This window comes from Telluria mixta, assembly GCF_029223865.1.
In the GTDB taxonomy this organism is placed as follows: Bacteria; Pseudomonadota; Gammaproteobacteria; order Burkholderiales; family Burkholderiaceae_D; genus Telluria; species Telluria mixta.
The window spans coordinates 4,439,531-4,464,766 of the sequence record NZ_CP119520.1 but is presented as its reverse complement, the minus strand read 5'-3'; the positions used below and the strand labels follow the sequence as shown (position 1 = coordinate 4,464,766).

The 25,236-nt window shown below is 67.4% G+C and carries 20 protein-coding genes; 10 read left to right on the top strand and 10 right to left on the bottom strand.

Annotated features, from left to right (window positions below):
- Positions 1-4 precede the first annotated feature (4 nt).
- Positions 5-1,129: a TGL-type protein-glutamine gamma-glutamyltransferase gene (locus P0M04_RS19955; RefSeq protein WP_259447373.1), complete on the bottom strand. Its 1,125-nt coding sequence runs from the start codon at positions 1,127-1,129 to the stop codon at positions 5-7.
- Positions 1,130-1,446: 317 nt separating this feature from the next.
- Here P0M04_RS19955 and P0M04_RS19950 point away from each other — a divergent pair, with 317 nt between their 5' ends.
- Positions 1,447-2,097 (top strand): DsbA family protein, encoded by a 651-nt coding sequence (locus P0M04_RS19950; protein WP_259447374.1) that lies wholly within the window; start codon positions 1,447-1,449, stop codon positions 2,095-2,097.
- 4 nt (positions 2,098-2,101) lie between these two features.
- On the opposite strand, the gene P0M04_RS19945 is transcribed toward P0M04_RS19950, so the two are convergent.
- Positions 2,102-2,728: an NUDIX hydrolase gene (locus tag P0M04_RS19945; RefSeq protein ID WP_259447375.1), complete on the bottom strand. Its 627-nt coding sequence runs from the start codon at positions 2,726-2,728 to the stop codon at positions 2,102-2,104.
- A gap of 236 nt (positions 2,729-2,964) precedes the next feature.
- On the opposite strand from P0M04_RS19945, the gene P0M04_RS19940 reads away from it, so the two are divergent.
- The 3 genes from P0M04_RS19940 (at position 2,965) to P0M04_RS19930 (ending at position 5,472) form a co-directional block, all read left to right on the top strand.
- A complete protein-coding gene (locus P0M04_RS19940) occupies positions 2,965-3,468 on the top strand; it encodes a carboxymuconolactone decarboxylase family protein (RefSeq protein ID WP_259447376.1) in 504 nt (167 codons plus the stop codon).
- 79 nt (positions 3,469-3,547) lie between these two features.
- Entirely contained in the window at positions 3,548-4,693 is a 1,146-nt protein-coding gene (locus P0M04_RS19935; protein WP_443098684.1) for a patatin-like phospholipase family protein, read from the top strand.
- The gene (locus tag P0M04_RS19930; protein ID WP_307727014.1) at positions 4,690-5,472 is read left to right on the top strand and encodes a 3-hydroxybutyrate dehydrogenase; all 783 of its coding nucleotides are present in this window, start codon (positions 4,690-4,692) and stop codon (positions 5,470-5,472) included. The genes P0M04_RS19935 and P0M04_RS19930 overlap by 4 nt, the downstream gene beginning before the upstream one ends.
- 3 nt (positions 5,473-5,475) lie before the next feature.
- Here the strand turns inward: P0M04_RS19930 and P0M04_RS19925 are convergent, their stop codons facing one another.
- On the bottom strand, positions 5,476-7,143 hold the full coding sequence (locus tag P0M04_RS19925; protein ID WP_281042050.1) for a beta-N-acetylhexosaminidase: 1,668 nt from the start codon (positions 7,141-7,143) through the stop codon (positions 5,476-5,478).
- A gap of 176 nt (positions 7,144-7,319) precedes the next feature.
- Here P0M04_RS19925 and P0M04_RS19920 point away from each other — a divergent pair, with 176 nt between their 5' ends.
- Positions 7,320-8,882 (top strand): methyl-accepting chemotaxis protein, encoded by a 1,563-nt coding sequence (locus tag P0M04_RS19920; protein WP_281042049.1) that lies wholly within the window; start codon positions 7,320-7,322, stop codon positions 8,880-8,882.
- Here P0M04_RS19920 and P0M04_RS19915 read toward each other — a convergent pair whose 3' ends face one another.
- Genes P0M04_RS19915 through garD form a run of 3 tightly spaced genes read right to left on the bottom strand, consistent with a single transcriptional unit; the run spans position 8,883 to position 12,927 of the window.
- Positions 8,883-10,241, bottom strand: coding sequence for an MFS transporter (locus tag P0M04_RS19915; protein ID WP_259447379.1), 1,359 nt, complete (start codon positions 10,239-10,241; stop codon positions 8,883-8,885). It abuts the gene before it with no gap.
- Between the two features lie 32 nt (positions 10,242-10,273).
- On the bottom strand, positions 10,274-11,338 hold the full coding sequence (locus P0M04_RS19910; protein WP_259447380.1) for a porin: 1,065 nt from the start codon (positions 11,336-11,338) through the stop codon (positions 10,274-10,276).
- Between the two features lie 44 nt (positions 11,339-11,382).
- Positions 11,383-12,927 carry a galactarate dehydratase gene (gene garD / locus P0M04_RS19905; protein WP_259447381.1) on the bottom strand — a complete coding sequence of 515 codons (1,545 nt, stop codon included), beginning with the start codon at positions 12,925-12,927 and terminating at the stop codon, positions 11,383-11,385.
- Between the two features lie 200 nt (positions 12,928-13,127).
- Here garD and P0M04_RS19900 point away from each other — a divergent pair, with 200 nt between their 5' ends.
- Both P0M04_RS19900 and kdgD read left to right on the top strand, forming a co-directional pair.
- Positions 13,128-14,174 (top strand): LacI family DNA-binding transcriptional regulator, encoded by a 1,047-nt coding sequence (locus P0M04_RS19900; RefSeq protein WP_259447382.1) that lies wholly within the window; start codon positions 13,128-13,130, stop codon positions 14,172-14,174.
- Positions 14,175-14,266: 92 nt separating this feature from the next.
- On the top strand, positions 14,267-15,178 hold the full coding sequence (gene kdgD / locus P0M04_RS19895) for a 5-dehydro-4-deoxyglucarate dehydratase (protein ID WP_259447383.1): 912 nt from the start codon (positions 14,267-14,269) through the stop codon (positions 15,176-15,178).
- Here kdgD and P0M04_RS19890 read toward each other — a convergent pair whose 3' ends face one another.
- Positions 15,179-17,803 carry a glycoside hydrolase family 2 protein gene (locus tag P0M04_RS19890; RefSeq protein ID WP_259447384.1) on the bottom strand — a complete coding sequence of 875 codons (2,625 nt, stop codon included), beginning with the start codon at positions 17,801-17,803 and terminating at the stop codon, positions 15,179-15,181. It abuts the gene before it with no gap.
- 104 nt (positions 17,804-17,907) lie between these two features.
- Positions 17,908-19,275, bottom strand: a complete 1,368-nt coding sequence (locus P0M04_RS19885) for an alpha-L-fucosidase (RefSeq protein WP_259447385.1) — start codon at positions 19,273-19,275, stop codon at positions 17,908-17,910.
- Between the two features lie 174 nt (positions 19,276-19,449).
- Between P0M04_RS19885 and P0M04_RS19880 the strand changes: the two genes are divergently transcribed.
- Positions 19,450-21,378 carry a TOL_0244 family TonB-dependent receptor gene (locus tag P0M04_RS19880; RefSeq protein ID WP_259447386.1) on the top strand — a complete coding sequence of 643 codons (1,929 nt, stop codon included), beginning with the start codon at positions 19,450-19,452 and terminating at the stop codon, positions 21,376-21,378.
- An 18-nt stretch (positions 21,379-21,396) separates the two neighbouring features.
- Here the strand turns inward: P0M04_RS19880 and P0M04_RS19875 are convergent, their stop codons facing one another.
- Complete coding sequence (locus tag P0M04_RS19875; protein ID WP_259447387.1) at positions 21,397-21,987, bottom strand: TonB-dependent receptor domain-containing protein; 591 nt, start codon at positions 21,985-21,987, stop codon at positions 21,397-21,399.
- A gap of 38 nt (positions 21,988-22,025) precedes the next feature.
- Between P0M04_RS19875 and P0M04_RS19870 the strand changes: the two genes are divergently transcribed.
- Complete coding sequence (locus P0M04_RS19870; RefSeq protein WP_259447388.1) at positions 22,026-22,184, top strand: hypothetical protein; 159 nt, start codon at positions 22,026-22,028, stop codon at positions 22,182-22,184.
- 202 nt (positions 22,185-22,386) lie between these two features.
- Positions 22,387-23,832: an NAD-dependent succinate-semialdehyde dehydrogenase gene (locus P0M04_RS19865; protein WP_259447389.1), complete on the top strand. Its 1,446-nt coding sequence runs from the start codon at positions 22,387-22,389 to the stop codon at positions 23,830-23,832.
- On the opposite strand, the gene P0M04_RS19860 is transcribed toward P0M04_RS19865, so the two are convergent.
- Positions 23,829-25,223: a GGDEF domain-containing protein gene (locus P0M04_RS19860; RefSeq protein ID WP_259447390.1), complete on the bottom strand. Its 1,395-nt coding sequence runs from the start codon at positions 25,221-25,223 to the stop codon at positions 23,829-23,831. The genes P0M04_RS19865 and P0M04_RS19860 overlap by 4 nt on opposite strands.
- Positions 25,224-25,236: the final 13 nt, after the last annotated feature.

Genomic DNA, 25,236 nt, shown 5'->3' with positions numbered 1-25,236 from the left:
TCTTTCAACCCGGCAGCACGATATCCGTGGTGCCGGGGCAGACGGGACGTGCGAATTCGCGCGAGACGTCGATGCAGCCGCCGTCGGCATACACGCCGCGCGTGTCACGCAGGCGCGACATGCGCGCGAAGACTGCCGCCAGCGCCGCCGGATTGGCGGCTGTTTCCGCCACACGCGCGGCGACGATATCCTCGTTCATCCGCAAGTCGCCGGCCGCGTCGACATACGTGCCGTGGCGCCAGTGGTGGATCTCCAGGCATTTGGCGACCAGGCTGTAGGGCCGGTCGCGCTGCCAGAAATTGCTGAACAGGCCGTTGCCGAGATAGATCACCCACGAGCCTTCGTAGCCGGACGCGTCCGACGACAGCGCGTCCGGATTGCGGAACCACACGCGGTCGCCCGGCACGTACCAGCGCGGCGGCAGCGGCGCGTCGAACGAACCGTATTCGACGAGGAAGACGTCGTGGAAGGCGCCCGACTGGATCGCGGACGTCTCCCACTGCCGCTGCAAGGCCGCGAGCAGCGCCGGGTTGGTCCGCTCGAGTTCGCGCGCGATCCCGAGCAACATCACGTATTCGGTTGCGCGGTAGCAGGAGAACGCGTACATGCGGCCATCGCCCGCGTCGGGCTGCGTGGCGAGCGTGAGGGCCTCGATCAGTGGCTGTCCGGGCAAGACGATGAAGCCGCGGTCTTCGTCGTACGTCCAGTGCGTGGCCGGGCGGTCCGCTTCGGCCGTGCCGAACGCGAGCTGGGTCGCGCGCGCGGCCACGACGATGTTGCGCCGGATCGCGACCGCCGCCAGGAATTCGGCGGCGCTCGCAAAGGGCAGTGCGCGCGGCGCGGCCAGCAACGCCAGCACGATCTCGCGTTCGAGGTGGACCATGTTCGCGGCGGTATCGAGGCCGAGGTCGCGGCACAGGTTCAGCGTGTCGCCCTCATCGACAAGCGCATGCGCGGCGTCCGCCGACAGCGCGAAACCGCGGCCGTGATCGCAGGGTGCGAGATAGGGCCGCAAGCCGAGTTCGTCGAACTTGTCGAGGACCCGGCGGTGCTGCGCGGAATCGTCCAGGGCGATGTCCAGGCCACCGACGTGCGGCGGGGCGAATTCCTGATACGTGGCGAGTTTCACGGTGCGGCAGCCTTTAGAAGAGACGACAACAGATGCTTCCGATATGCAATAGAAACGGTACGCCGCGAAGCTGAAGCGAATATTAAAAACAGGCGCAACGAACATTACAAATTGGAAAGGCTTCTGCTGTCTTCCCCACCTTGTATCCAGTTTGAGCTGACTCAAACGCTCCGTCTGATACGGAGGGAACACGGCGAATTCATTACACCGTGTATCAATTCTCTTGACCCTGCATGCATTTATCGCCGCCGGATGCGGCCTTATAGTTTCCTTCGCGCAGTAGCAAGCGCAGACCATTCAACAAACAAGGAACTCGCATGACACTCATCTTCGTAGGCGACCCGATGTGCTCCTGGTGCTACGGCTTCGGCAAGGAACTGGCCGGGTTGATGGCACTGCATCCCGGGCTGCCGCTCGACATCGTCGTCGGCGGCGTGCGCGCCGGTGCCACCGACGTCCTCGATGACGCCGGGAAGGCATTCCGCCTGGCTCACTGGGCCCGGGTGGAAGCCAGCAGCGGCCTGCCGTTCAATCGCGCGGCATTCATGGCGCGGCGCGGCTTCGTGTACGACACCGAGCCGATCTGCCGCGCCGTCGTCGCCGTGCGCCGGCTGGCGCCGCAGGCGGACCTGCTGGCCGTCTTCCGCGCGCTGCAGGCCGCGTTCTATGTCGACGGTCTCGACACCACGGATGGCCGTATCCTGGCCACCGTCGCCGCGGCCGCCCTGCGCGCGCAAGGCCAGGACGTCGGGACGGACGCGGTGCACGCGGCCTGGCTCGCTCCGGAAACCGTCGCCGCCACGCAGGCCGATTTCCACCGCGCCCGCGCCCTGGGCGTGCGCAGCTTCCCTGCCCTGCTGCTCGAGACGCCGGACGGCATCCAGGAAATCGCCCCGGGCTATGCGCACACGGCCGCGCTGGACCAGCGCCTGCGCACGCTGCTGGACAGGTACGCCGTCAGCCACTGAGAGGTCAGGCCCGCAGCAGTGCCTCCAGCACCGCGCGATCGGTATCCCGGTGCAGCAGGCCGTGCGCCTGCGCGGGCGTCACGAGGTGGACGGCCTGAGATTCCCACCCCATGTGCGCGGGATGGCCCCCGATCCGGCGCGCGATGTAAAAGCGTGTAAAGGTCTGCGTGCGAGGGAAGTCGCCCAGCCAGGCCACCGGCTCCACGAGCAGCCCGGACTCTTCCCAGACTTCGCGGATGGCCGTCGCCTGCAGCGGCAGGCCCGGTTCGACGCGCCCTTTCGGAAACGTCACCGCGTAGCCGCCGAAGCCGTTCGACGGCGCCACGAGCCAGATGCGGCCGTCGGCTTCGCGCACGACGGCGCCGGCCGCCGCCTGCCGTCCTGGCGGCAGGATGAACGGCGGTTCGGCGAGCGCGGCGGCATTCAGGCAAGCAGCGTCGACGGCGTCGCGCGTGCACGGCACGAGCGGCACGCCATCCAGCATGCCGGCGCATACGCTGCCCGGCACGAACGTGACCGCGGCGTGCGGGTCGGCCAGCGCCGCGAGGTTCGCTGCGCACGACGGCGCATGCAGGCGCACCTTGCGTCCGTGTTCGTCCAGTTGCGGGTGCCAGGTCCAGGTGTCGTTCATGCTTTCCTCGTCATGTCGTGTCGGCGATGCTATCAGCGCCTTGTAAATATGGCGTGCATCATTCAATCGTGCAGCGGCCTCAACAGCAATTTGCCAGAATACGCGCCGAGGCAACGCGCTTCCCGGACATCGACGTTGCCTCGCCCTTTCGTATTGACAAAGCGAGGAATGAATTGCGTTTGCCACTGATCCCGCCGGCCGAACTCTCGGCCGAACAAAAAGCCCTTTACGACGACATGCGTAAAGGAATTGCCACCAACTTCAATGCCTTCAAGGTCGAACGCGAGGACGGCGCCCTGATGGGGCCCTGGAATCCCTGGCTGCACGAGCCGGCGATCGGCAAGGCCATCTGGAACCTCACGCTCGCGATGACGGCCAATGCGACCTTGCCCGACAAGGCGCGCCAGATCGCCATCCTCGTCGTGGGGGCGCGCTACAACGCGGCGTACGAATTGTATGCGCACGTCGCCGTCGCGGAGCGCGAAGGCATGTCGGCCGAACGGCTCGCGGCCCTCGTCGCCGGGCAGAAGCCCGTCGACCTCACGCGCGAGGAAAATGTCGCGTTCGATTTCTCGTACGCGCTCGCGCGCGGCGGCGTGCTGCCGGAGCCGCTGTACCGGCTTGCCGTCGATACGTTCGGCCAGCATGGCGCCAATGAGCTGATCTACCTCGTCGGCCTGTATGCACTCGTGTCGACGACGCTGAACGGCTTCAACGTGCCGGTGCCGGAACGTGAATAAGCGCGACGAAAGCGTGCTGCACGAAGGCACGCGGGCGCCCGCCGAAGTCCCGAAAGCCTGCGCCACCGAATTCGACAGCATCGCACTCGTGCTGCAAGGCGGCGGCGCGCTCGGTGCGTACCAGGCCGGCGTGTACGAAAAGCTGCTGGAAGCTGGTGTCGAACCCACGTGGGTGTCCGGCATTTCGATCGGCGCCATCAACAGTGCGATCATCGCGGGCAATCCGCGCGAACGGCGGGTCGAGCGCCTGCGCGAATTCTGGGAGCTGGTCAGCACGGCCAGCGACGGCATCGTGGGCGACCGGTGGACCGGCGTGCCGCTCGTCGACACGCTGCACGCCTGGGTCAACCAGATCGCGGCCGGACGCGTGCTCGTGCAGGGCGTGCCCGGCTTCTTCGAGCCGCGCCTGCCGCCGCCCTTCCTCGCATGGCCCGGCGCCGGCGCGACGAGTTTCTACAATACTGCCCCACTTCGGGCGACCCTTGAACGTCTCGTCGATTTCGACCGCATCAACGCGCGCGAGATGCGGCTGTCGATCGGCGCCGTCAACGTCAGGACCGGCAACTTCGCCTATTTCGACAATGCCAAGGACCAAATCCGGCCGGAGCACGTGATGGCCAGCGGCGCGCTGCCGCCCGGCTTCGACGCGGTGGAGATCGACGGCGAACGTTACTGGGACGGCGGCATGGTGTCGAACACGCCGCTCGACTGGGTGCTGTCCGCGCGGTCGCGCCTGCACACGCTCGTGTTCCAGGTCGACCTGTGGAGCGCGCGCGGCGACGTGCCGCGCGACCTCGCCGCCGTCGCCACGCGCATGAAGGAGATCCAGTATTCGAGCCGCACCCGCAACGCCACCGACGCATTCCGCCGCACGGAAAAGCTGCGTACCGCGTTCAACGAACTGCTGGCCATGATGCCGCCCGAACTGGCCGCGACGCCGCAGGCGCAGATGCTCGCGGAAGCGTCCGATCCCGCGCTGTACAACATCGTCGAACTGGTCTACCGGTCGCCGACGTACGAAGGCCAGTACAAGGATTTCGAATTCTCGCGGCGCACGATGAAGGAACACTGGCAGGCCGGCTATGAGGATGCGACGAAGACGCTCGCCCATGAAGAGATCTTCCAGCTGCCGCGCTTCGAGTGCAACCCGGCCACCTACGATTTCCTGACGACGCCCGCGCACCCGCTTCCCCTCCCCACCTCCGCAGAAAAGGACCCATCATGAACATGCAGGACAAAGTCGCCGTCGTCACGGGCGCCGCCAGCGGCATCGGCAAAGAGATCGCGAAGACCTATTTCGACCACGGCGCGAAGGTCGCCATCGCGGACCTCAACCTCGAAGCCGCGCAGGCCGTCGCGCGCGAATTCGATCCGACCGGCGAGCGCGCGCTGGCCGTCGCGATGGACGTGACGAACGAGGAACAGGTCGACGCGGGCATCGCGCAAGTGGCGGAGCAATTCGGCGGCATCGACGTGCTCGTGTCGAACGCGGGCATCCAGATCGTCGCGCCGGTCGACGAATTCAAGTTCTTCGACTGGAAGAAGATGCTCGCGATTCACCTGGACGGCGCTTTCCTCACAACGCGCGCCTGCCTGAAGCGGATGTATGCGCAGGGCCGCGGCGGCACCGTGATCTACATGGGGTCCGTGCACTCGAAGGAGGCGTCCGTGCTGAAGGCACCGTACGTCGCCGCGAAGCACGGCCTCGTCGGCCTGGCCAAGGTGGTCGCGAAAGAAGGCGCGAAACACGGCGTGCGCGCGAACGTGATCTGCCCCGGCTTCGTGCGCACGCCGCTCGTCGACAAGCAGATCCCGGAACAGGCGAAGGAACTCGGGATCAGCGAGGAAGACGTCGTCAAGAAGGTCATGCTGAAGGAGACCGTCGACGGCGAGTTCACCACCGTGGAAGACGTCGCGCAGACGGCGCTGTTCCTCGCGACCTTCCCGTCGAATGCGTTGACGGGTCAGTCGATCGTCGTCAGCCACGGCTGGTTCATGCAGTAACGTTCAGCGCGGCCCTTGCAAAGGACGGTAGTTCACGTCCTGCACCTGCAGGCGGCCCAGTGCCGCTGGCATCCGTGCCTCGAACCCCGCGTAGTCCTTACGTTCCTTCGGTGTCCACAGGCCTTCGGCCAGCGCCACGAGGCGCGGCCAGGCCATGTATTCGACGTCGCGCGGCGTCGCCATGTATTCCGTCCACAACTGCGCCTGGCTGCCCAGCACGTACCTTGCCTGGGACGCCGGCAGCGCGGCCGGCAGCGGGTCGTACGCGTACACGCGCGCGAGCGTCGTCACGTCGCGCACGCCCATCGGTTCGCGGAAGCCCGGGCTCTTCGGGTCGGCCTGGTAAAAGTCGAAATAGGTCTCGCGTTCGGGCGTCATGACGACGTCGTGCCCGGCGCCGGCAGCCTTGATGCCGCCAGCCTCGCCGCGCCAGCTCATCACGGCCGCACCCGGCGCGAGGCCGCCTTCCAGAATCTCGTCCCAGCCGATCAGGCGGCGGCCGTGCTGCGTCAGGTGCGCATCCATGCGTCCGATGAACCAGCTTTGCAGGCCGTGCAGCGCGGGATGTTCGGCCGGCTTGCCCTGCGCGTCGCGGTAGTTCTGGATGTCCGTGAGCGTGGCCGTCGCCGGCACGAGACCCAGCTGCTTCATGCGCGCCAGCGCGGCGGGCGATTGGGCCCATTCCGTCTTCGGGCATTCGTCGCCGCCCACGTGGATGGTCTGGCCCGGGAACAGGTCCATCACCTCGTCCAGCACATGTTGAAGAAAGGTGATGGTGCCGTCTTCCACGTTGAATACGTGCGGGATCACGCCCCAGTCGGTGCCCACCTGGAGTGTCCGGTCCGGCCGGTTGCCCAGTTCGGGATACGCGGCGACGGCGGCCTGCGCATGGCCCGGCATCTCGATTTCGGGCACGATCGTCACGTGGCGCGCGGCCGCGTAGGCGACCACTTCGCGGATGTCGTCCTGCGTATAAAAACCGCCGTGCGGCTTGCCGTCGTAGCGCGGCGGCGCATACGCAAGCATGCTGTCGCGCCGCCACGCCCCCACCTGCGTCAGGCGCGGATAGCGCCTGATCTCGATGCGCCAGCCCTGGTCGTCCGTCAGGTGCCAGTGGAAGACGTTCATCTTGTGCTGGGCCAGCAACTCGATGTGCTTCAGCACGAACTCCTTCGGCATGAAGTGGCGTGCGACGTCCAGGTGGCTGCCGCGCCACGAAAAGCGCGGCGCGTCCTCGATGACGACGGCCGGCAGCGTCCACGTCCGCTTGACGACCGCCTGGCGATGGATGTCGGCCGGGAGCATCTGGCGCAGCGTCTGGATGCCGTAGAACAGGCCCGCCGGCTGCGCCGCCGAGATGGTCACGCCGCGGGTGTCGCTCACGAGGCGGTAGCCCTCCTTGCCCAGGTCCGCCTTCGCGTCGAGGCGCAGGCGGATCGCGTTGGCGCTGTCATGTGCGCTCACCGGCAGGTCGAAGCCGGTGGCCGGGCGCAGGTAGTCGCGCAGGGTCGCCGCTTCGGGCAGCGCCTTGCCGCTGGCGACGATGCGGGTGGATGGGCCAAGCACGTACTCGCCGATGCCGCGCTGGAGCTGGGCCGGACGGGGCACGATGTCCTGTGCGTGGACATGGCCGGTCAGGCAGACGAAAGACAGGACGGCGAACATGCGCATGAGACGGTCTCGCATTGAATTGATGCAAATATTGTAACCTTACAACGATGGCTCCGGGATCGGTTGCAGGTACCGATTTTTGTGTTCTCAGCGCAACATTTGCAACCAAGAATCAGTTTCCCGGAAGAAACGCGTGCTAGCATCGATGTGGTTTAACACTCCGGACCGTCGCCGCCATGCTCACTCACCTGAAAATCCGCACCCGCCTCGCCCTCAGCTTCGGTATCGTCGTCGCGCTGATGCTCGCCATCGCGGCCATCGCGCTCGTGCGCCTCGACGCCACATCGCGCGCGATCGCGCAGGCCACCGCGATCAGCGAAAAGCAGATGGGGCCGCTGTACGACATCCGCGAAGCGCTGGCCCAGACCGGGATCGAGGCGCGCAACGCGTTCATCATGACCGACGATGCGCAGGCGCGGCAGGAGCTCGACCTCCTCGATCGGCAGCGCGCGAGGTACCTGGAGCGGCTCGACGCACTGCAGCCGGTGCTGGGCGGCCGGCCCGAATTCGACAAGGCGAGCGCAGGGCTGCGCCAGATGGCAAAGGAACTCGACCGCCCGCGCAAGTACCGCGAAGCGCATGCGATGGAAGAATATTCGGCCTTCCTCATCAACGAGTGCACGCCGCTGCGCAAGAAGATCGTCGTGGATCTCGACGAGGCCATCAAGGCGATCCAGTCCGACATGAACGCGGCGGGCCGCGACGTCGCCGCGGTGAGCGGCCAGTCGACGTGGATCGTCATGGCGATTTCCGCGCTTGCGGTGGCCGTGGCCGTCGTGCTGGCGCTGGCCGTGACGGCGACGATCGTGCGTCCTGTGATGCGCGCGTGTGCGTTCGCCCAGGCCGTCGAGCGCGGCGACCTGACGATGCCGCTCGATGCGCGCGCCGGCGACGAACTGGGTGCCATGATGCGCACGCTGCATGCGATGCGCCTCGGCCTGCAGCGCATCGTCCATGAAGTGCGCGACGGGGCGGACGTGATCACCACCGTGACGCAGGAAATCGCAAGCGGCAATGCCGACCTGTCGCAGCGCACCGAGTCGCAGGCGTCGTCGCTCGAGCAGACCGCCGCGTCGATGGAGACGCTGACGGCGACCGTGCGCCGCAACGCAGCCACGGCGCAGGCGGCGGGTGCGGTCGCGGGCACGGCTTCCGCGGTCGCCGCTCAGGGCGGCGACGTGATGGGTCAGGTCGTAAACAAGATGGCGGCCATCGACGGCGCCGCCGCACGCATCGTCGACATCATCCAGGTCATCGACGGCATCGCCTTCCAGACCAATATCCTGGCGCTGAACGCGGCGGTGGAAGCCGCACGCGCGGGCGAACAGGGGCGCGGCTTCGCCGTCGTCGCCGGCGAAGTGCGTTCGCTGGCCCAGCGCTCGGCCGGCGCCGCGCGCGAGATCAAGGTGCTCATCGAGGAATCGGTGGCCGCCATCGCCGACGGCTCGGGCCTGGTGCGCCACGCGGGCGCGACGATGGAACAGATCGTCGCCAACGTCTCCGAACTCGCCGCGCGGATGCAGGAGATCGTGGCCGCCAGCGACGACCAGGCGGTCCACGTACGCGAAATCAACCAGGCCGTCCTGCACGTGGACGGCCTGACCCAGCAGAACGCGGCGCTCGTCGAGGAGGCGTCCGCCGCCGCGCAGGCGCTGCATGAGCAGTCGATGCGCCTGGCGGACAACGTCGGCCGGTTCCGCACCGGCGCACACGACGCGCGCACGCTGGCGCTGGCCTGATCAGCGCAGGGACTTCACCAGCTTCACGCGCTTGATCTCGCCCACGATGAACACATAGCTGAAGATCGCGACGGCCGCATTCGCGCCCACGTACACCAGGGCGCCCGCGAACGAGCCCGTGCCCTGCAGGATGTAGCCGATGACGATCGGCGTCGTGATGCCCGCGATGTTGCCGAAGGTGTTGAACAGCGCGCCGGACAGGCCGCCCGCTTCCTTCGGCGACGTGTCCGCGACGACGGCCCAGCCCAGCGCGCCGACGCCCTTGCCGAAGAACGCCAGCGCCATCACGGCGACGACGACGGCGTCGGTGTCGATGTAATTACAGGCGATCATGCTCATCGACAGCAGCATGCCGCACACGATCGGCACCTTGCGCGACATCGACAGCGAGAAGCCGGCCTTCGCGAGGCGGTCGGAGATCGTGCCGCCCACGACGCCGCCGAGGAAGCCGGCGATGGCGGGCAGCGACGCGACGAAGCCCGCCTTCAGGATCGTCATGTGGCGCTCCTGCACGAGGTACACGGGGAACCACGTGAGGAAGAAGTAGGTCAGCGTGTTGATGCAGTACTGACCGATGTACACGCCCAGCAGCATGCGGTTGCCCAGCAACTCCTTGACGCAGGCGAGCGTGTCGACCGCCGGTGCCTGCGACGAGCGCTTTGCGCCATCGAGGTCGACGAGCGCGCCGCCCTCCTCGATGTATTTCAGTTCGCTGGCGCTCACGGACGGGTGGTCCTTCGGCCCGTGGATGACTTTCAACCAGACGAAGGCCAGCGCGATCCCGAGGCCGCCCATCACGATGAACACGCTCTCCCAGCCGAAGGCGTGCACGAGCCAGCCCATGATCGGCGCGAACAGCACGGTCGCGAAATACTGGGCGGAGTTGAACAGCGCGGACGCGAGGCCCCGTTCGTGCGTGGGGAACCAGGCCGACGTGATGCGGCTGTTGCCCGGGAACGAAGGCGCTTCCGCGGCGCCGACGAGGAAACGCAGCACGAACAGTGTGCCCACGGCAGCGGCGCCGGTGAGGAAGCCGACGCCGCCCGTCAACAGCGTGAACAGCGACCACAGGAAGATGCTGAAGAAATAGGTGATCTTCGAACCGAAGCGGTCGAGCAGCCAGCCGCCGGGCAACTGCGCCGCCACGTACGACCACGCGAACGCGGAAAAAATAAAACCCATCTCGACGGGCGACAGGCCCAGGGCCTTGCGGATTTCCGGACCGGCGATCGAGATCGAGGCCCGGTCCGCGTAGTTGACCGTCGTGACGATGAACAGGATCGCGAGTATGCCCCAGCGCGTGCGCGACGCGAGTTTGGTTGTTGCGGCCGGCATGGCCGCGGTCGTTGTGTGCTCCATGGTCCCTCCAAGTATAGGTGTGGCCGCCGGACTCAGAACGTCTGGCGGATGCCCAGGTTGAAGCCGGTGTTGCCCGTACCCGACTCCGTGTTGTTGGCGACCGTGTAGCCGGCGCCGTTCTTGTTATCGATATGTGCGTACGCCGCGTACAGGCCCGTGCGCCTGGACAGCGCGTACAGGTAGCCGATGCCCCACTCGTGGGCATCCTGGTTGAAGTGTGTGCGGTCGTCCTTGTGCTGCGTGGAGAACATCAGGGTGCCCGGCCCGACGGGCGCCGAGAAGCCCAGCAGGATCTCGCGGCCGTCCGTCGACGGCGTCGGTTTCGCGCCGCCGTACGGATTGTTGGCATTGCCCAGCGTGGCGCTGTTGAAGCCCTTGTCGACGCCGAACGCGCCGTACAGCTTGATCCATTTGAGGTCGTAGTTCGCGCCGAGCAGCACGTTGCGGCCCAGGTCGTGGTTCACGCCCGTCGCCGCCACGTCCGTGTTCTTGCTGTTGTACGCAAGGCGCACGCGCAGCGCGCCCTGCGCATAATCCAGCGCACCGCCGAACTGGCGTCCCGCCGACAATTCGTTCTGCTCACCGGCGCTGTACGCGAGTTCCGCGTGCACGCCGTTCACCTTGGGCGACGTGTACGTGATGGTGTTGCTGGTGCGGACGTTGGTGCCGTTGTCCGGGAAGAGGTTTTTCGCCGTGCCCGCGTAGCCCGTGCCGAACGGGTCGGCGACGGACGTCAAGGTCAGGTGGTAAGGCGTGTACTGGCGGCCGAAGGCGACCGCGCCCGCCTTCGTCCTGATGCCCACGAACGCCTGGCGGTTGAAGATCGTGTTCGTGGCATCGAGTTCGCCCGTGTCGATCTTCGCGCCCGTCTCGAGCGTGAAGAACGCGGACATGCCGTTGCCCAGGTCCTCGGTGCCGCGGAAGCCGATGCGCGACGCGGAGGCTGCGCCGCTCGTGATTTTCGTCTGGTGACCGGCGGCGCTGCCGCTTTCACTGACGAGCGCTGCGTCCGCGATCCCGTAGATCGTCACATTTGTTTGGGCGTGTGCGCCCGCGCCCGCGGCCAGGCCGAGGGCGATGCATGCTGCTTTCTTCAAGATGTCTCCTTGCTGTTATGTGTCTTGTGCGGTCGCGCGTGCGGTCAGGTCACGGGCGCCGGATTGAAGAGCGTGAGCGCGTTATGGAGCTTCCAGTGCTCGGCCCACGTCTTCTTGCGGCCGCTCGCCACGTCGAGCAGGAAGTGGAACAGTTCCCAGCCCACGTCGGCGATCGTCGCTTCGCCGGTTGCGATGCGGCCGGCGTTGATGTCCATGAGGTCGTGCCAGCGGCGCGCGAGATCGTCGCGCGTCGCGACCTTCACGACGGGCACGGCGGCCAGGCCGTACGGCGTGCCGCGGCCCGTCGTGAACACGTGCATGTTCATGCCGGCGGCCAGCTGCAGGGTGCCGCAGATGAAATCGCTGGCCGGCGTGGCGGCGTAGATGAGACCTTTCTGTTGCAGCTTGTCGCCCGGCGACAGCACGCCCGCGATCGGCGCGGTGCCGGACTTGATGATGGAACCCATCGCCTTTTCGGTGATGTTGGCGAGGCCGCCCTTCTTGTTGCCCGGCGTCGTGTTCGCGCTGCGGTCCACGCCGCCCCGCTTCAGGTATTCGTCGTACCACGCCATTTCGCGGATCATCGCCTGGGCGACGTCGTCGTCGGCCGCGCGCGACGTCAGCTGGTCGATGCCGTCGCGGACTTCCGTCGTTTCGGAAAACATGACGGCGGCGCCGGCCCGCACGAGCAGGTCGCTCGCGAAACCGACGGCCGGGTTGGCGGTCACGCCGGAAAACGCGTCGCTGCCGCCGCACTGCACGCCGACAACCAGTTCCGACGCCGGCACCGTCTCGCGCCGGCGCTCGTTCAGCGCCGCCAGGTGCTTCTCGGCAGTGCGCATGATGGAGGCGATCATGTCGCCGAAGCCCACGTGGGCCGCGTCCTGCAAACAGACGGTATCCAGCCCTTGATTCGGGGTCTGGATCGGGATCGAGCCGGCCGGGAACATGCGCGCCGGCTGCAGCTTTTCGCAACCCAGGCTCACGAGCATCACGCGGCCGCCGAAGTTCGGGTTCTTCGCGATATTGCGCAGCGTCCGGATCGGGATCTCGGCGCCGGGCGCGTCGATGGCGACGCCGCAGCCGTACGTGTGCTCGATGGCGACGACGTCGTCCACGTACGGGTAGTTCGGCAGCAGCTCTTTCTTGATACGCTCGACGGCGAACGCGACCACGCCCGACACGCACTGCACCGTCTCGCTGATGGCGAGGATGTTGCGCGTGCCGACCGAGCCGTCCGGATTGCGGAAACCTTCGAACGTATGACCTTCCAGCGGCGGCAACGGTGCGCGGTCTCGGACGGGCCTGGGCAAGTCGTCCAACCCACGCGCGGCCGGCATGCCGACGAGCGACTCCTCGATCCACGTGCCGCGGGCGATGGGCTGCAGCGCATAGCCGATCGTCACGTCGTAGCGGACGATGCGTTCACCCTGGGCGATGTCGACGAGCGCCACCTTGTGCCCTTCAGGCACGCGGGTTCTCAATGTCAGGCCATCCGGGAAAACGGTGCCTTCCGGCAGGCCGCCGGCGTTGACGACGATGGCGACATTGTCGTTCTCGTGCATGCGGATGGTGCGGGGAATAGTCATCAGCGTCTCCATGATTGCGCAATCATTTAATCGCAAAGCAGAGGAACCATGCACTTTGCACAAAAATGACACCGCAATCATTATTGTCTTAAAAATATGGCCGGTAGGTCGGCCGAGGTGTTTGGTATGATACCGCAATCATCTTCGAACGCAAGCGTTTTGTGATCAGATGTCGTACAAGTGATAAAGAACACAACAACATGATGGATCCCGCAGACGACACGCTCCCCACGAACGGAGACCGCCCGAAAAGCATCACGCTCAAGGATGTCGCGCGGCTCGCGGGCCTCTCGCCGATCACGGTATCGCGCGCCCTGCACAACCCCAAACTCGTCAAGCCGGACACGATCGCGCGTGTCAAGGAAGCGGCGGCCGCGATGGGCTATATCCCGAACATGCTGGCCGGCAGCCTGACGACGAAGCGCAGCCAGCTCATCGCCGCCATCGTCCCGCAGTTGTCGAACTCGATGTTCGCGGAGACGGTGCAGGGCCTGAACGACGAGTTGTCGGCGCACGGCTACCAGTTGCTGCTGTCGGTGTCGAACTATTCGCGCCAGAAGGAAGAAGACCTGCTGACGGCGATCCTGTCGCGCCAGCCCGACGGCATCGTCCTCACCGGCATCAACCACCATCCGGGCGTGCGCAAGAAGCTGCTCGCGACCGGCGTGCCCGTCGTGGAGGCGTGGGACCTGACGCCCTCCCCCATCGACATCGCCATCGGCTTTTCGCAGGAACGGGTCGGCGAAAAGGTCGCGCAATACCTGTTAGGCAAAGGCTATAAGCGGTTCGCGTCGATCTGCGCGCGCGACGAGCGCGCGAACCGGCGCCGCCTGGCGCTGGAGGCGGAACTGCAGCAGCACGGCATGGCGCCCATCGCCACGCACATGGCAACGCCGCCGACCGTGATGAACCTGGGCCGCGAAGGCCTGCGCGCGATCCTGGCGGAAGGTCACGCGCCCGACGTCGTCGTGTGCAGCTCGGACGTGCTGGCCCAGGGTGCCCTCATCGAAGCACAGGCGCAAGGCATCGCCGTGCCGGACACGCTGGGCATCATGGGCTTCGGCGACTTCGACTTCGCCGCGTACACGCATCCCCCGATCTCGTCCGTCCACGTCGACAAGCGCGCCATCGGCGTGCAGGCGGCCCGGGCCCTGATCGCGAAGATCGAAGGACGGCCGCTGGCGGGCAATGTCGTCGACGTGGGCTTCCAGCTGGTCGAACGGGCGACGACGCGCACGGTCGGCTGAACTTCCAAACGACACCATCGCAAATTATTCTTGCGATGCCTCGGTCTTAGTTGTACGATGTCTGACAAGTTAACCACCGCCCTGGAGCGCAAATGAATCCGCAAGAACTCAAGCAAGTGATGTCGTCCGGCCTGCTGTCCTTCCCCATCACCGACTTCGACGCCGAAGGCAACTTCCGCAAAAGCACCTACATCGAACGCCTGGAATGGCTGGCCCCGTACGGCGCCACCGCCCTGTTCGCGGCCGGCGGCACCGGTGAATTCTTCTCGCTGACGCATGACGAGTACTCGCAGGTGATCAAGACGGCCGTCGACACGTGCGCAGGCAAGGTGCCCATCCTGGCCGGTGCCGGCGGCCCGACCCGCAGCGCGATCGCGTTCGCGCAGGAAGCCGAGCGCCTCGGCGCGAAAGGCGTGCTGCTGCTGCCGCACTACCTGACGGAAGCGAGCCAGGATGGCCTCGTCGCGCACGTGGAAGAAGTCTGCAAGTCGGTGAACATCGGCGTCGTCGTATACAACCGCGCGCAATGCCGCCTCACGCCGGAATCGCTGGAACAGCTGGCCGACCGCTGCCCCAACCTGATCGGCTTCAAGGACGGCATCGGCGACATCGAACTGATGGTGTCCATCTGGCGCCGCATGGGCGACCGCTTCAGCTACCTGGGCGGCCTGCCGACCGCGGAAGTCTACGCCGCGGCCTATAAAGCGCTGGGCGTGCCGGTGTACTCGTCGGCCGTCTTCAACTTCATGCCGCAACTGGCGATGGACTTCTATCACGCCGTCGCGAAGGACGACCACGCGACGACCAACCGCCTGCTGGACGAATTCTTCCTGCCGTACCTGGCGATCCGCAACCGCAAGGCCGGCTACGCCGTGTCGATCGTGAAGGCGGGCGCACGCCTCGTCGGCCACGACGGCGGTCCGGTGCGCGCGCCGCTGACCGACCTGACGGAAGAAGAACACGCCATGCTCGATCAACTGATCAAGAAGCAGAACGTGCGCTGATCACCAGAAGGTCGCCGGCGTCCCCGTGATGCCGATGTCGGCGATCGCGCAGGTCCTGCCCGGCGGGGCCGTCAGGCGCAGCCGCAAGCGCCGTCCCGTGACGGCGCGCACCGGCACGTCGAACGTGTCGGCCGTTGCCGGCACATCGGCCAGCACCTGCCACACGCCGCCGGCGTCCTGCGCTTCCGCGGTCACGTCGCAGCGCCGGCCCGGCGCGAACCGCACGGCCAGCCGGCGGTAGTTCACGATGCGCTCCGGGTCGATGGCGATCGACGGTGCCGCATCGTCTTCCGCCGGCGCCCACCACGTCGTGGCGTCACCGTCGTTCGCCAGCGACGGCAGCTGGCCGGCCGCGCTCGAACTTGCCTGCGTCGGGTTCTTCAGTCCGAACGCCTGTTCCGGCCCCACTTCCATCTTGCGCGGCACGTAAGGCCGGTCGGCCGCCAGCGGCGTGCTGCCTTCCACGAAGCGCGGCCCATCCACCGTTTCCACCGTCAGTACGCCGTCGGCGAGGCCAAGCGACGTCGCGCGGATGCGCGTCGTGCCGCGCTGCCAGCTGCGCATGGCAATGGCCGCCTGGCCGTCGCGGATCGGGATGTCGCCGGTCGGGGTGAAGGCGATGCTGCGTCCCGTCGGCAGTTCGCCCGGCCCCGCTTCCAGCGCCAGATGGACCGGCGGGCTGTCGGACAGCGCCTTGCCGTTGGCGTCGACGACGGTCACGACGAGCTGCACGTCGTCCGTGCCGTCCGCATGGCGGATGACGGGACTGCTCGCGGTCACGCGCAGCGCCGCCGGCTTGCCCGGCTGCGGCCACGCGGGAGGCGCGATGCCGCGGTACGCGTTGCGGTACCAGTACCAGCTGCGCTTCGGCAGCCGGGCATAATCGACGAGGCCCATCGAACCGAACTTGCCCGCGATGGAGCCGTGGTCGAACCCGGCCCACACGGCCTCCCCGGCACGCCACGGGAAACGCCACGTGGCCGGCTCCCCTGCTTTCGCGCCCGGCGTGCGTTCGATGTCGCCCCAGCCCGGGTCGTACTCGCCCGGCCGGTCCGAGATGGTCGAGCCGTATTCCGCGACGAAGTTGGGGATGCCGGGATTCGGGAACAGCACGGCACCGTCGCCGTTGTAGCCGGCGATGTCGCCGATGCGGTCCATCTCGCCCCGCTGCACGCCGTCGACGGCCGCGGGCCGGCTCGGATCGAGCTGGTGCGACAGCGCCACCTCGTCCGCCAGCAGCTTGCGCACGTGCGGCAGGGTCTCCTTGTCGGTGAAGAAGACTTCGTTGTCCATGCCCCACGCGACGATCGACGGGTGGTTGCGGTTGATGCGGATGAGTTCCGCCAACTGCTGCTTCACGCTCTCCTCGAACGCGGCCCGGTATTCGGGCTCGGGCGGATAGGCGGACCGGCTCCACGGGCTCTTCATCCCGGCCGTGCCCCAGAACGGCGCCTCCGGCAAGAACATCAGGCCGAGGCGGTCCGTCGCCTCGGCGAAGTGCGGGTCGTGGGGATAGTGCGAGCCGCGGATGAAGTCGAAGCCGGCGTCCTTCATCAGCTGAACGTCGCGGTCCATGGCGGCATTCGTCACGGCGTCGCCCCATCCGGCCTGGTCCTGGTGCACGTTCGCGCCGCGGAAATAGCGGTGCTCGCCGTTGAGAAAAAAGCCCTGGTCGGCGGTCCATTTGATGGTGCGGAAGCCGAATTCCGTCTCGAAGCGGTCGCGCTGGCGTCCCGCCACGTCGAGCGTGGTGACGGCCCGGTACAAGGTCGGGGTCTCGGGGCTCCACAGCTTCAGGCCGGCGAGCCGCGCGGATTCCTGCGCGACGTCCAGCGTGCGTCCCGGCGGCACCTGGACCGCCGCGTCGGGCAGCACGGCGACGGTGGCGCCGCGGCCGTCGGCGATACGGGTGCGCACCCTGACCTTGACCGGTTTGCGGCCGTCGTTGCGCACTTCCGTCGCCACGCGCACGGCGCCGCTGCGGCCCGACAGGCCCGGCGTCGTGACGGCCGTGCCGGTCCAGGGGACGTGCACGTCGTCCGTCGTGACGAGCCAGACGTCGCGGTAGATGCCGCCGGTGAAGATATGTTCGCCGGCGCGCGGCGCGAGCGTCGGGTCCCAGATGTTGTCGACGCGGACGGCGATCACGTTGCGTCCCGGATGCAGCGCGGCCGTGAGGTCGACGGGGAAACCGGTATAGCCGCCGCGGTGGCGCGCGATCCTGCGGCCGTTGGCATACACGTCAGCGGTCTGGAACGCGGCTTCGAATTCGAGCGTCCAGCGGCGTCCCGCGGGAACGGCCGGCAGCACGAGGTCCTTGCGGTACCAGCCGTAGCCGACGTACACCTCGGGTGCCTGGAAATAGGGGGTGCTGAAGCTGTGCGGCAGGCCCACTGCCTGCCAGTCGCGGTCGTCGAAGTCGACCTTCTCGGCGCCGCCGATGTCGCCGAGGTGGAAGCGCCAGCCGGCGTTGAAATTCTGCCGCTGGCGCGCGGCCGGTTGTTCGGCGGCGGCGGCCGCGGTTGCGGAATGAACCACGCCGGTCAAAATGGCAAGCGCCATCGCGGCGCGTGCCGCCAGGCGGATCAGGGCCGTCCGGTTAAGGGTCGCCGTCTGCGAACGCATCGTTGCTCCAGGTTGGGTGTCATCGTCATGCACGAAGGCGTCATTGTGACGACGCCCGGCGCATGCGCGCAATGATGAAATCCCCCGGAGCGGCGAATGATTTTTCAGCGCACGGGCGTGAGCGCCGCGGCCGGCGAATCCAGTTGCAGCGCCACCACGGTGTCCATGTCGTTGCGCGCGGCGGCCGGCACGGCGATCTCGATGCCGCGCGCGGATTGCTCGACCTTCGCCGCGCCGCCGCCCTGCACGGACGCGCGCACCACGCGCGCGGGAATCGCGGGCAGCGTGAGCTTGTCGCCCGTCCAGTTCAGCACGTGCAGGTAGACCGTGTTGCCGCGGTGCGTCGATGCGCCCCAGCTCCCCGGCAGGAACGGGCCGCCGCGGGTGTCGTAGATGCTGTCGCCATGCTTGCCGAGCCATGCGCCGATCTCGCGCAGCCGCTCGGCCTGCGCCGGGTCGATGCGGCCGTCGGGATCGGGCCCCACGTTGAGCAGCAGGTTGCCGTCGCGGCCCGCCACGTTCGCCAGCAGCTGGATGTAGTGCTTCAGCGGTTTCGGCTGCATGTTGGGCTGGTAGCCCCAGGCGCCCGCGATGGTCGTGCACAGTTCCCACGGATGCTGGTTGTCGAAGTCGCCCAGCGCGCCGTCGCCTTCGCGCGAATGGAAATCCTCTTTCATGTCGGCGCGGCCGTTGACGAGGATGTTCGGCTGCAGGCGGCGCAGCATCGTGTGCACCTTGTCGTGCTGCCAGTCGAAACCGCCCCCGTAATGCTTGCCGGGCGCCCGCTTCGTCCACTGCGCGGCGGACCAGTCCCCGCCGAAGCTCAGCCAGTCGGTCTCGCCGCCGTCGAACCACAGCACGTCGAGCTTGCCGTAGTTGGACAGCAGTTTTTCCATCTGGCGGTGGTACTGGGCGCGCATGTCTTCCGCGCTGTCCCGGTACAGGTCGGGGAAGAAGTAACCCGGATAGCGCCAGTCCAGCGGCGAGTAATACAGCCCCACGCCCATGCCGGCCTTGCGCGCGGCCTTCACGTAGTCGGCGACGAAATCGCGCCGCGCGGCCGTCTTCGTGCTCGAGAATGGATTGTCGCCGTCGTCGAACATGGCAAAGCCGTCGTGGTGGCGCGACGTGAACACCATGTATTTCATGCCCGCCGACTTCGCCAGTTGTGCCCATCCGTCGGGGTCGAACTGGCGCGGCTTGAACTGGTCGGCCAGTTTCGCGTAGTCCTTCACCGGGGTCTGTTCCATGAACTGCGCCCACTCGCCGCGGCCGGGAATGGCGTACAGGCCCCAGTGGATGAACATGCCGAAGCGGGCCTGGCGCCACCAGGCGATGCGTGCGGCCGCGTCGCCGTCGGCGGCCGGGGTCTGGGCGGGCGCCAGGCCCGGCAGTGCGCATGCGGCGGCGGCCAGCAACAGGCCGGCCAGGGCGCGACGGCGGCGGCCGTGCGCTGGGATGAATTTGTTCACAGTGTCTCCGTTGGCTTTTCCCGGATTGTCCGAATTGCGTCCCGTCTCCGCAATTATGAAATCACTTAGCGCCGATATAAAAAGTGTGGAACCGGCGCACCGCAGGATGGTATCGTTCACAAATCGTTTTCTGCAATACAATCTTGCGAAATCGACTAAATGTGTCCTGTCACCATGTCCAGTTCCACAGTGTTCCCCAGCGCGGCCGTCTGCGTCGCCGCCCTCCTCGCCGCGCCCGCCGCCATGGCCGTCGTCCCCGCGCAGAACGAGGAGATCGCGGAACTGAGCCTCGAAGAACTGGCCAACATCCAGGTCACGTCCGTGTCGAAACGGTCGGAATCGCTGTCCGACGCCGCGGCCTCCATCTTCGTCATCACGGGCAACGACATCCGCCGCGCGGGCGCCGCCTCGCTGCCGGAAGCGCTGCGGCTCGCGCCCAACCTGCAGGTGGCGCGCGTGGATGCACGTAATTACGCGGTGACCGCGCGGGGCTTTTCCAGCCCGTTCGAAAACAAGCTGCTCGTGCTGGTCGACGGCCGCACCGTGTACTCTCCGCTGTTTTCCGGCGTGTTCTGGGACGTGCAGGACGTGGTGCTGGACGACGTCGAGCGCATCGAGGTGATCAGCGGCCCCGGCGCGACCTTGTGGGGCGCAAATGCCGTCAACGGCGTCATCAACATCATCACGAAGTCGTCCGCCGCCTCGCAGGGCGCGCTGCTGACGACGACCCTGGGCAAGGATGCGCGCGACGGCGCCGTGCGCTACGGCGGCCGGCTGGGGGGCGACGGTCACTACCGCGCCTACGCGAAGCACGCGGAGAACGACGACACGCACACGGCGGCGGGCGCCACCTCGCAGACGGGCTGGCACCGCGACCAGGCGGGGTTCCGCACGGACTGGGGCAGCACGACGCAGGGACTCACGGTCCAGGGCGACGTCTACGACGCGCAGTTGCGGCAAGCCGGCACGCCGAACATCAAGGTCGCCGGCGCGAACCTGCTGGGGCGCGTGGCGCGCACGTTCGCGGACGGCTCGTCGGCCACCGTCCAGCTGTACTGGGACCACACGGAGCGCGACCAGCCGAACGCCTTCCACGAACGCCTCGACACGTTCGACCTGCAACTGCAGCACGCCGTGCGCCTGAACGGCAACCACCATGTCGTGTGGGGCGGCGGCTACCGCCTGGGCCACGACCGCGTCGAGAACGGCCCCGCGTTCGGCTTCCTGCCCGGGACGCTGAACCTGCGCTGGGCCAATGTGTTCGCGCAGGACGAGATCGCGCTGCGCGACGACCTGCGCCTGACGGCCGGCCTGAAGGTCGAGGACAACAATTACACGGGCGTCGAAGTGCTGCCGACGCTGCGCCTCGCGTGGAACCCGCGTCCGGCAAGCCTCGTGTGGACGTCGCTGTCGCGCGCCGTGCGGGCCCCGTCGCGCATCGACCGCGATTTGTACAGCCCAATCCACCCGCGCGTCGTAAACGGTGTGCCGCAATACGCCGTGGCGGGCGGCCCCGGATTCGATTCCGAAACGGCGAAGGTGTTCGAACTGGGCTACCGCGCCCGGCCCACCGCGTCCCTGTCGTATTCGACGACCCTGTTCTTCAGCCGCTACGACAGGCTGCGCACGCTGGAGCCGAATCCGTCCGGCCCCGGTTCCGTGTTCGAGAACCTGGCCGACGGCCTCACGCGCGGCATCGAGGCGTGGGCCACTTGGCAGGTGGCCGATGCGTGGCGTTTGTCCGGCGGCGGCGTCGTGCAGCGCATCGGCACGACCCTGCAGCCGGGCAGCCGCGACCTGTCGGGGACGACGGGCCTGTTCACGAGCGACCCGACGCATTACTGGCAGCTGCGCTCCTCGTACGACATCGGTACCGGCCAGGAAGTCGACGTCACGCTGCGCCACGTGGGCGCGCTGCCGCGCCCCGGCGTGCCCGCGTACACGGCCGTCGATGCGCGCTGGGGCTGGCGCATCCGGCCGGGCGTGGAACTGTCCGTCATCGCCCAGAACGTTTTCGACCCGCGCCACGCGGAATTCGGAGCACCGGCCACGCGCAGCGAGTACGAGCGCGCGCTCGCCGTGCGGGTCGTGTGGACACCGTGACGGTGGCCGGATGCGTCGTCAGAACTTGTAGCGGGCCCCCAGCATGTAGCGCGGACCGCCCGTCGTGACCGACAGCACCTGCATGTCGGTGCGGCCGTGCTGGCGCTGATGCTCATCGGTCAGGTTGATCGCCTCCAGCGACAGGCTCAGGTTCTCGTTCACGTTGTAGCCGACCGACAGGTCGACCTGCCCGTACGGCTCCACGTAGCCCGGGTTGGCGCGGTTGTTTTCCGCCACGGTCGACAGGAACTGCCCGCGCCAGTTGTACGCGAGGCGGACGGACAGCTTGTTGTCTTCGTAGATGCCGACCAGGTTGGCGGAGTTCGACAGGCCGATCAGCGCGAACTGCGGCCCCACGCCCGCGTTGTTGTACGTGAGGTCGGACTTTACGTACGTGTAGTTCGCCCGGAAGCCGAAGCCATTGTCGAACATGTGCTGCCAGTTGACCTCCGCCCCCTTCAGCGACGACTTGTTCTGGTTGACGATCGTCGAGACATTGTACGGCAGGCCCAGATTGCCGCGGGTGACGTTGGTGCCGGTCGAATACGCGACCGTACCGTACGACGCGCCGCCCTGGATCTGGTCCCAGCGCGGCCGGCCGATCGTCACGCCGTAGCTCGCGCACCTTCAGGTTCGAACGCAGGTCGATGTCCCAGTCGAACGTCGGCAGCCAGTTATGGTATTCGCCGCGCTGCGTTTCCTTCGCGCCCGGCGCGAACACGATCGGCAATTCGTTCTGCGCCACCCAGTTGACCTTGACCGGCACGCTGACGACGGCGTCCGATTCGACCGTCGTCTTTTCGTAGCGCAGGCCGATCCCGGTGTGCATCGGCAGCGCCGTGTCCCACTCGGTGTTGAACTGGCCGTACATACGCTACCAATGTTTTCTAACATTTGTGTTATGCGCAAACACTCATACCGATTTCACACGGTGTTAAGCAAACAATCCGCAGCGGTGCGATCATTGCGTTCTCTGCATCCGATAACCCATAGAGGACCGACGCACCCATGACCACCTCCAGCTATCCCGACACCCGCCTCCTCATCGCCAACGAATGGGTCGACGCCACCGGCGGCAAGACGATTCCGGTCGTGAACCCGGCCACGGGCCAGGCGATCGGCACCGTCGCGCACGCGGCCATCGCCGACCTGGACCGCGCCCTCGCCGCCGCCCAGCAGGGCTTCGAGAAATGGCGCTTCGTGCCCGCCGCCGAGCGCGCCGCCACGATGCGCCGCGCCGCCAACCTGCTGCGCGAACGCGCCGGCGACATCGCCCGCCTGCTGACCCAGGAACAGGGCAAGCCGCTGGCCGAAGCGAAGATGGAAGCCCTGGCCGGCGCCGAGATCATCGACTGGTTCGCGGCCGAAGGCATGCGCGTGTACGGCCGCATCGTGCCGGCCCGTAACCCGCAGGCGCAGCAACTCGTGCTGAAGGAACCGGTCGGCCCCGTCGCCGCGTTCACGCCGTGGAACTTCCCGATCAACCAGGTCGTGCGCAAGCTGGCCGCCGCGCTGGCCACCGGCTGCTCGTTCCTGTGCAAGGCACCGGAAGAGACCCCGGCCTCGCCCGCCGCGCTGTTCCAGTGCTTCGTCGACGCGGGCGTGCCGGCCGGCGTCGTGGGCCTCGTGTTCGGCGATCCGGCCGAGATCTCGGGCTACCTGATCCCGCACCCGGTCATCCGCAAGGTCACGTTCACGGGTTCCACGCCGGTCGGCAAGCAGCTCGCCGCCCTGGCCGGCGCGCACATGAAGCGCGTGACGATGGAACTGGGCGGCCACGCGCCGGTGATCGTCGCCGAGGACGCGGACGTGACGCTGGCCGTCAAGGCCGCCGGCGCCGCCAAGTTCCGCAACGCGGGCCAGGTGTGCATCTCGCCGACCCGCTTCCTCGTGCACAACGCGATCAAGGACGAGTTTACGCGCGCGTTCGTCGCGCACGCAGAAGGCCTGAAACTGGGCGACGGCCTGGCCGAAGGCACGACCTTGGGCCCCCTCGCCAACGCGCGCCGCGTGACGGCGATGGCGAAGATGGTCGAGGATGCGCAGGCAAAAGGCGCGATCGTCGCGACGGGCGGCAAGCGCGTGGGCGACGCCGGCAACTTCTTCGCGCCGACCATCCTCGCGGACGTGCCGCTGGAAGCGTCGATCTTCAACGACGAGCCGTTCGGCCCCGTCGCCGGCATCCGCGGCTTCGACAGCCTCGAGGACGCCATCGCGGAAGCGAACCGCCTGCCGTACGGCCTGGCCGGTTACGCGTTCACGCGCTCCATCAAGAACGCGCACCTGCTGATGAACCGCGTGGAAGTGGGCATGTTGTGGATTAACCAGCCGGCCACGCCGAGCGCCGAGCTGCCGTTCGGCGGCGTCAAGGATTCCGGCTACGGTTCCGAAGGCGGTCCGGAAGCGCTGGAAGCCTACCTCAACACGAAGGCCATCTCGATGGTGGGCGTCTAAGCGAGGACGACGCGGTTGCGGCCGGCGTGCTTGGCGCTGTACAGCGCCGCGTCGGCCTGCGACAGCAACGTGCCGATGGGCGTGTCCGGGGCGTCCCGGCAGCCCAGGCCGATGCTGACGGTGGCGTGCAGGCGCACGCCGCCCTCCAGCACCACCGGCTGCGCCGCGAACGCGTCGCAGATGCGCTGTGCGATCGCGCGCGCATCCTCCGGCGCGCAGTCGGGCAGCAGCACGGCGAATTCTTCCCCGCCGAGGCGGCCGAGCACGTCGCCGGCGCGCAGGCACCCTGCGGCCACCCGCGCGAAATGGATCAGCACCTCGTCACCGGCCGCGTGGCCGTGGGTATCGTTGACCTTCTTGAAATAATCGATATCCATCATCAGCACGACGGTCGCCCGCACGCTGTCCGCGCGCGCCATGAAGCCGCCGCGGTTGAGCACCTGCGTCAGCGGATCGTGCGAGGCCGCGTGCTGCAGCCGCGCCAGCAGCTCATTGCGGGCCACCATCACGCTCGCGACGGCCAGCGGGGCCAACGCGGTCAACGTTACGCCGACGCGCAGCGACATGATCGCTTGCGGGGTATCCACCGCGGCGCCGATCGCGAGCATGCCGCTGGCGATCGCGAGCAGGGTCCACATCGAGAACAGCAAGGTGATGCCGGCCGTGGCGAACAGGCTGTACGTCAGCGCGCACCACAGCATGGCGGGAATCGGGAACGAGATCACGCCCGGTCCGCCCAGCTGCGTCTCCAGCCACAGGCTACCGGCGAAGGCGGCCAGCGGCGCGAGGTGGCCGATCCGCCAGCCGGCCGCATCGCTGCGGCGCGTACGCCCCGCGAGCCGGCGCGCCAGGTCCGGCATCGTCAGCAGCACGGGCAGGATCGCGATGTAGTTCACGAGTTCCGTCGAAAACCAGAACAGGAAGCCGTAGGCGCGCGTGCCGCCGAACAGCGCGGGATGGATGACGGTGCCGCCTATCCCGGCCGCCGCCGCGCCGCACAGCGCCACCAGCACGAAGCGCAGCATCGAGCGCGGATGGCGCAGGCCGCGCATGTCGTCGCTCATCCGCTTCAGCAACCCGTAACAGACGGATACGCCCATCAGGTTGGTCGTCGTGAGCATCAGGGTCTTGGGCCAGCCGTGCCCCATATGGATGTCGGCGACGATGTAGCCGGCGACGGCGGCCAGCCAATGCGCGGCCGTGGGCGGATGCGCGCGCCGCAGCAGCAGACCGACGAGGACGGCGTTCGTCGGCCAGAACGCGGCCAGCACGCCCGGCGGCGCCGTGTAGATGCCGAAGATGGAGCAGACGGTGACGAGCGCGCCGACGAGCAGCGCGTCTTTCAGGTCGAGGCCGGCAACCGGTCGAAGGTGGTCATGGGAGGGTTGCACGGCTGCGGGTACG

Excerpts from the sequence above, each read along its gene's own strand:
- garD (WP_259447381.1), bottom strand. The coding sequence starts at position 12,927 with ATGACTATTCCCCGCACCATCCGCATGCACGAGAACGACAATGTCGCC.
- P0M04_RS19870 (WP_259447388.1), top strand. The coding sequence starts at position 22,026 with ATGTCCCAGTCGAACGTCGGCAGCCAGTTATGGTATTCGCCGCGCTGC.
- P0M04_RS19890 (WP_259447384.1), bottom strand. The coding sequence starts at position 17,803 with ATGCGTTCGCAGACGGCGACCCTTAACCGGACGGCCCTGATCCGCCTG.
- P0M04_RS19940 (WP_259447376.1), top strand. The coding sequence starts at position 2,965 with ATGCGTAAAGGAATTGCCACCAACTTCAATGCCTTCAAGGTCGAACGC.
- kdgD (WP_259447383.1), top strand. The coding sequence starts at position 14,267 with ATGAATCCGCAAGAACTCAAGCAAGTGATGTCGTCCGGCCTGCTGTCC.
- P0M04_RS19920 (WP_281042049.1), top strand. The coding sequence starts at position 7,320 with ATGCTCACTCACCTGAAAATCCGCACCCGCCTCGCCCTCAGCTTCGGT.
- P0M04_RS19950 (WP_259447374.1), top strand. The coding sequence starts at position 1,447 with ATGACACTCATCTTCGTAGGCGACCCGATGTGCTCCTGGTGCTACGGC.
- P0M04_RS19945 (WP_259447375.1), bottom strand. The coding sequence starts at position 2,728 with ATGAACGACACCTGGACCTGGCACCCGCAACTGGACGAACACGGACGC.
- P0M04_RS19930 (WP_307727014.1), top strand. The coding sequence starts at position 4,690 with ATGAACATGCAGGACAAAGTCGCCGTCGTCACGGGCGCCGCCAGCGGC.
- P0M04_RS19900 (WP_259447382.1), top strand. The coding sequence starts at position 13,128 with ATGATGGATCCCGCAGACGACACGCTCCCCACGAACGGAGACCGCCCG.
- P0M04_RS19880 (WP_259447386.1), top strand. The coding sequence starts at position 19,450 with ATGTCCAGTTCCACAGTGTTCCCCAGCGCGGCCGTCTGCGTCGCCGCC.
- P0M04_RS19865 (WP_259447389.1), top strand. The coding sequence starts at position 22,387 with ATGACCACCTCCAGCTATCCCGACACCCGCCTCCTCATCGCCAACGAA.
- P0M04_RS19925 (WP_281042050.1), bottom strand. The coding sequence starts at position 7,143 with ATGCGCATGTTCGCCGTCCTGTCTTTCGTCTGCCTGACCGGCCATGTC.
- P0M04_RS19915 (WP_259447379.1), bottom strand. The coding sequence starts at position 10,241 with ATGGAGCACACAACGACCGCGGCCATGCCGGCCGCAACAACCAAACTC.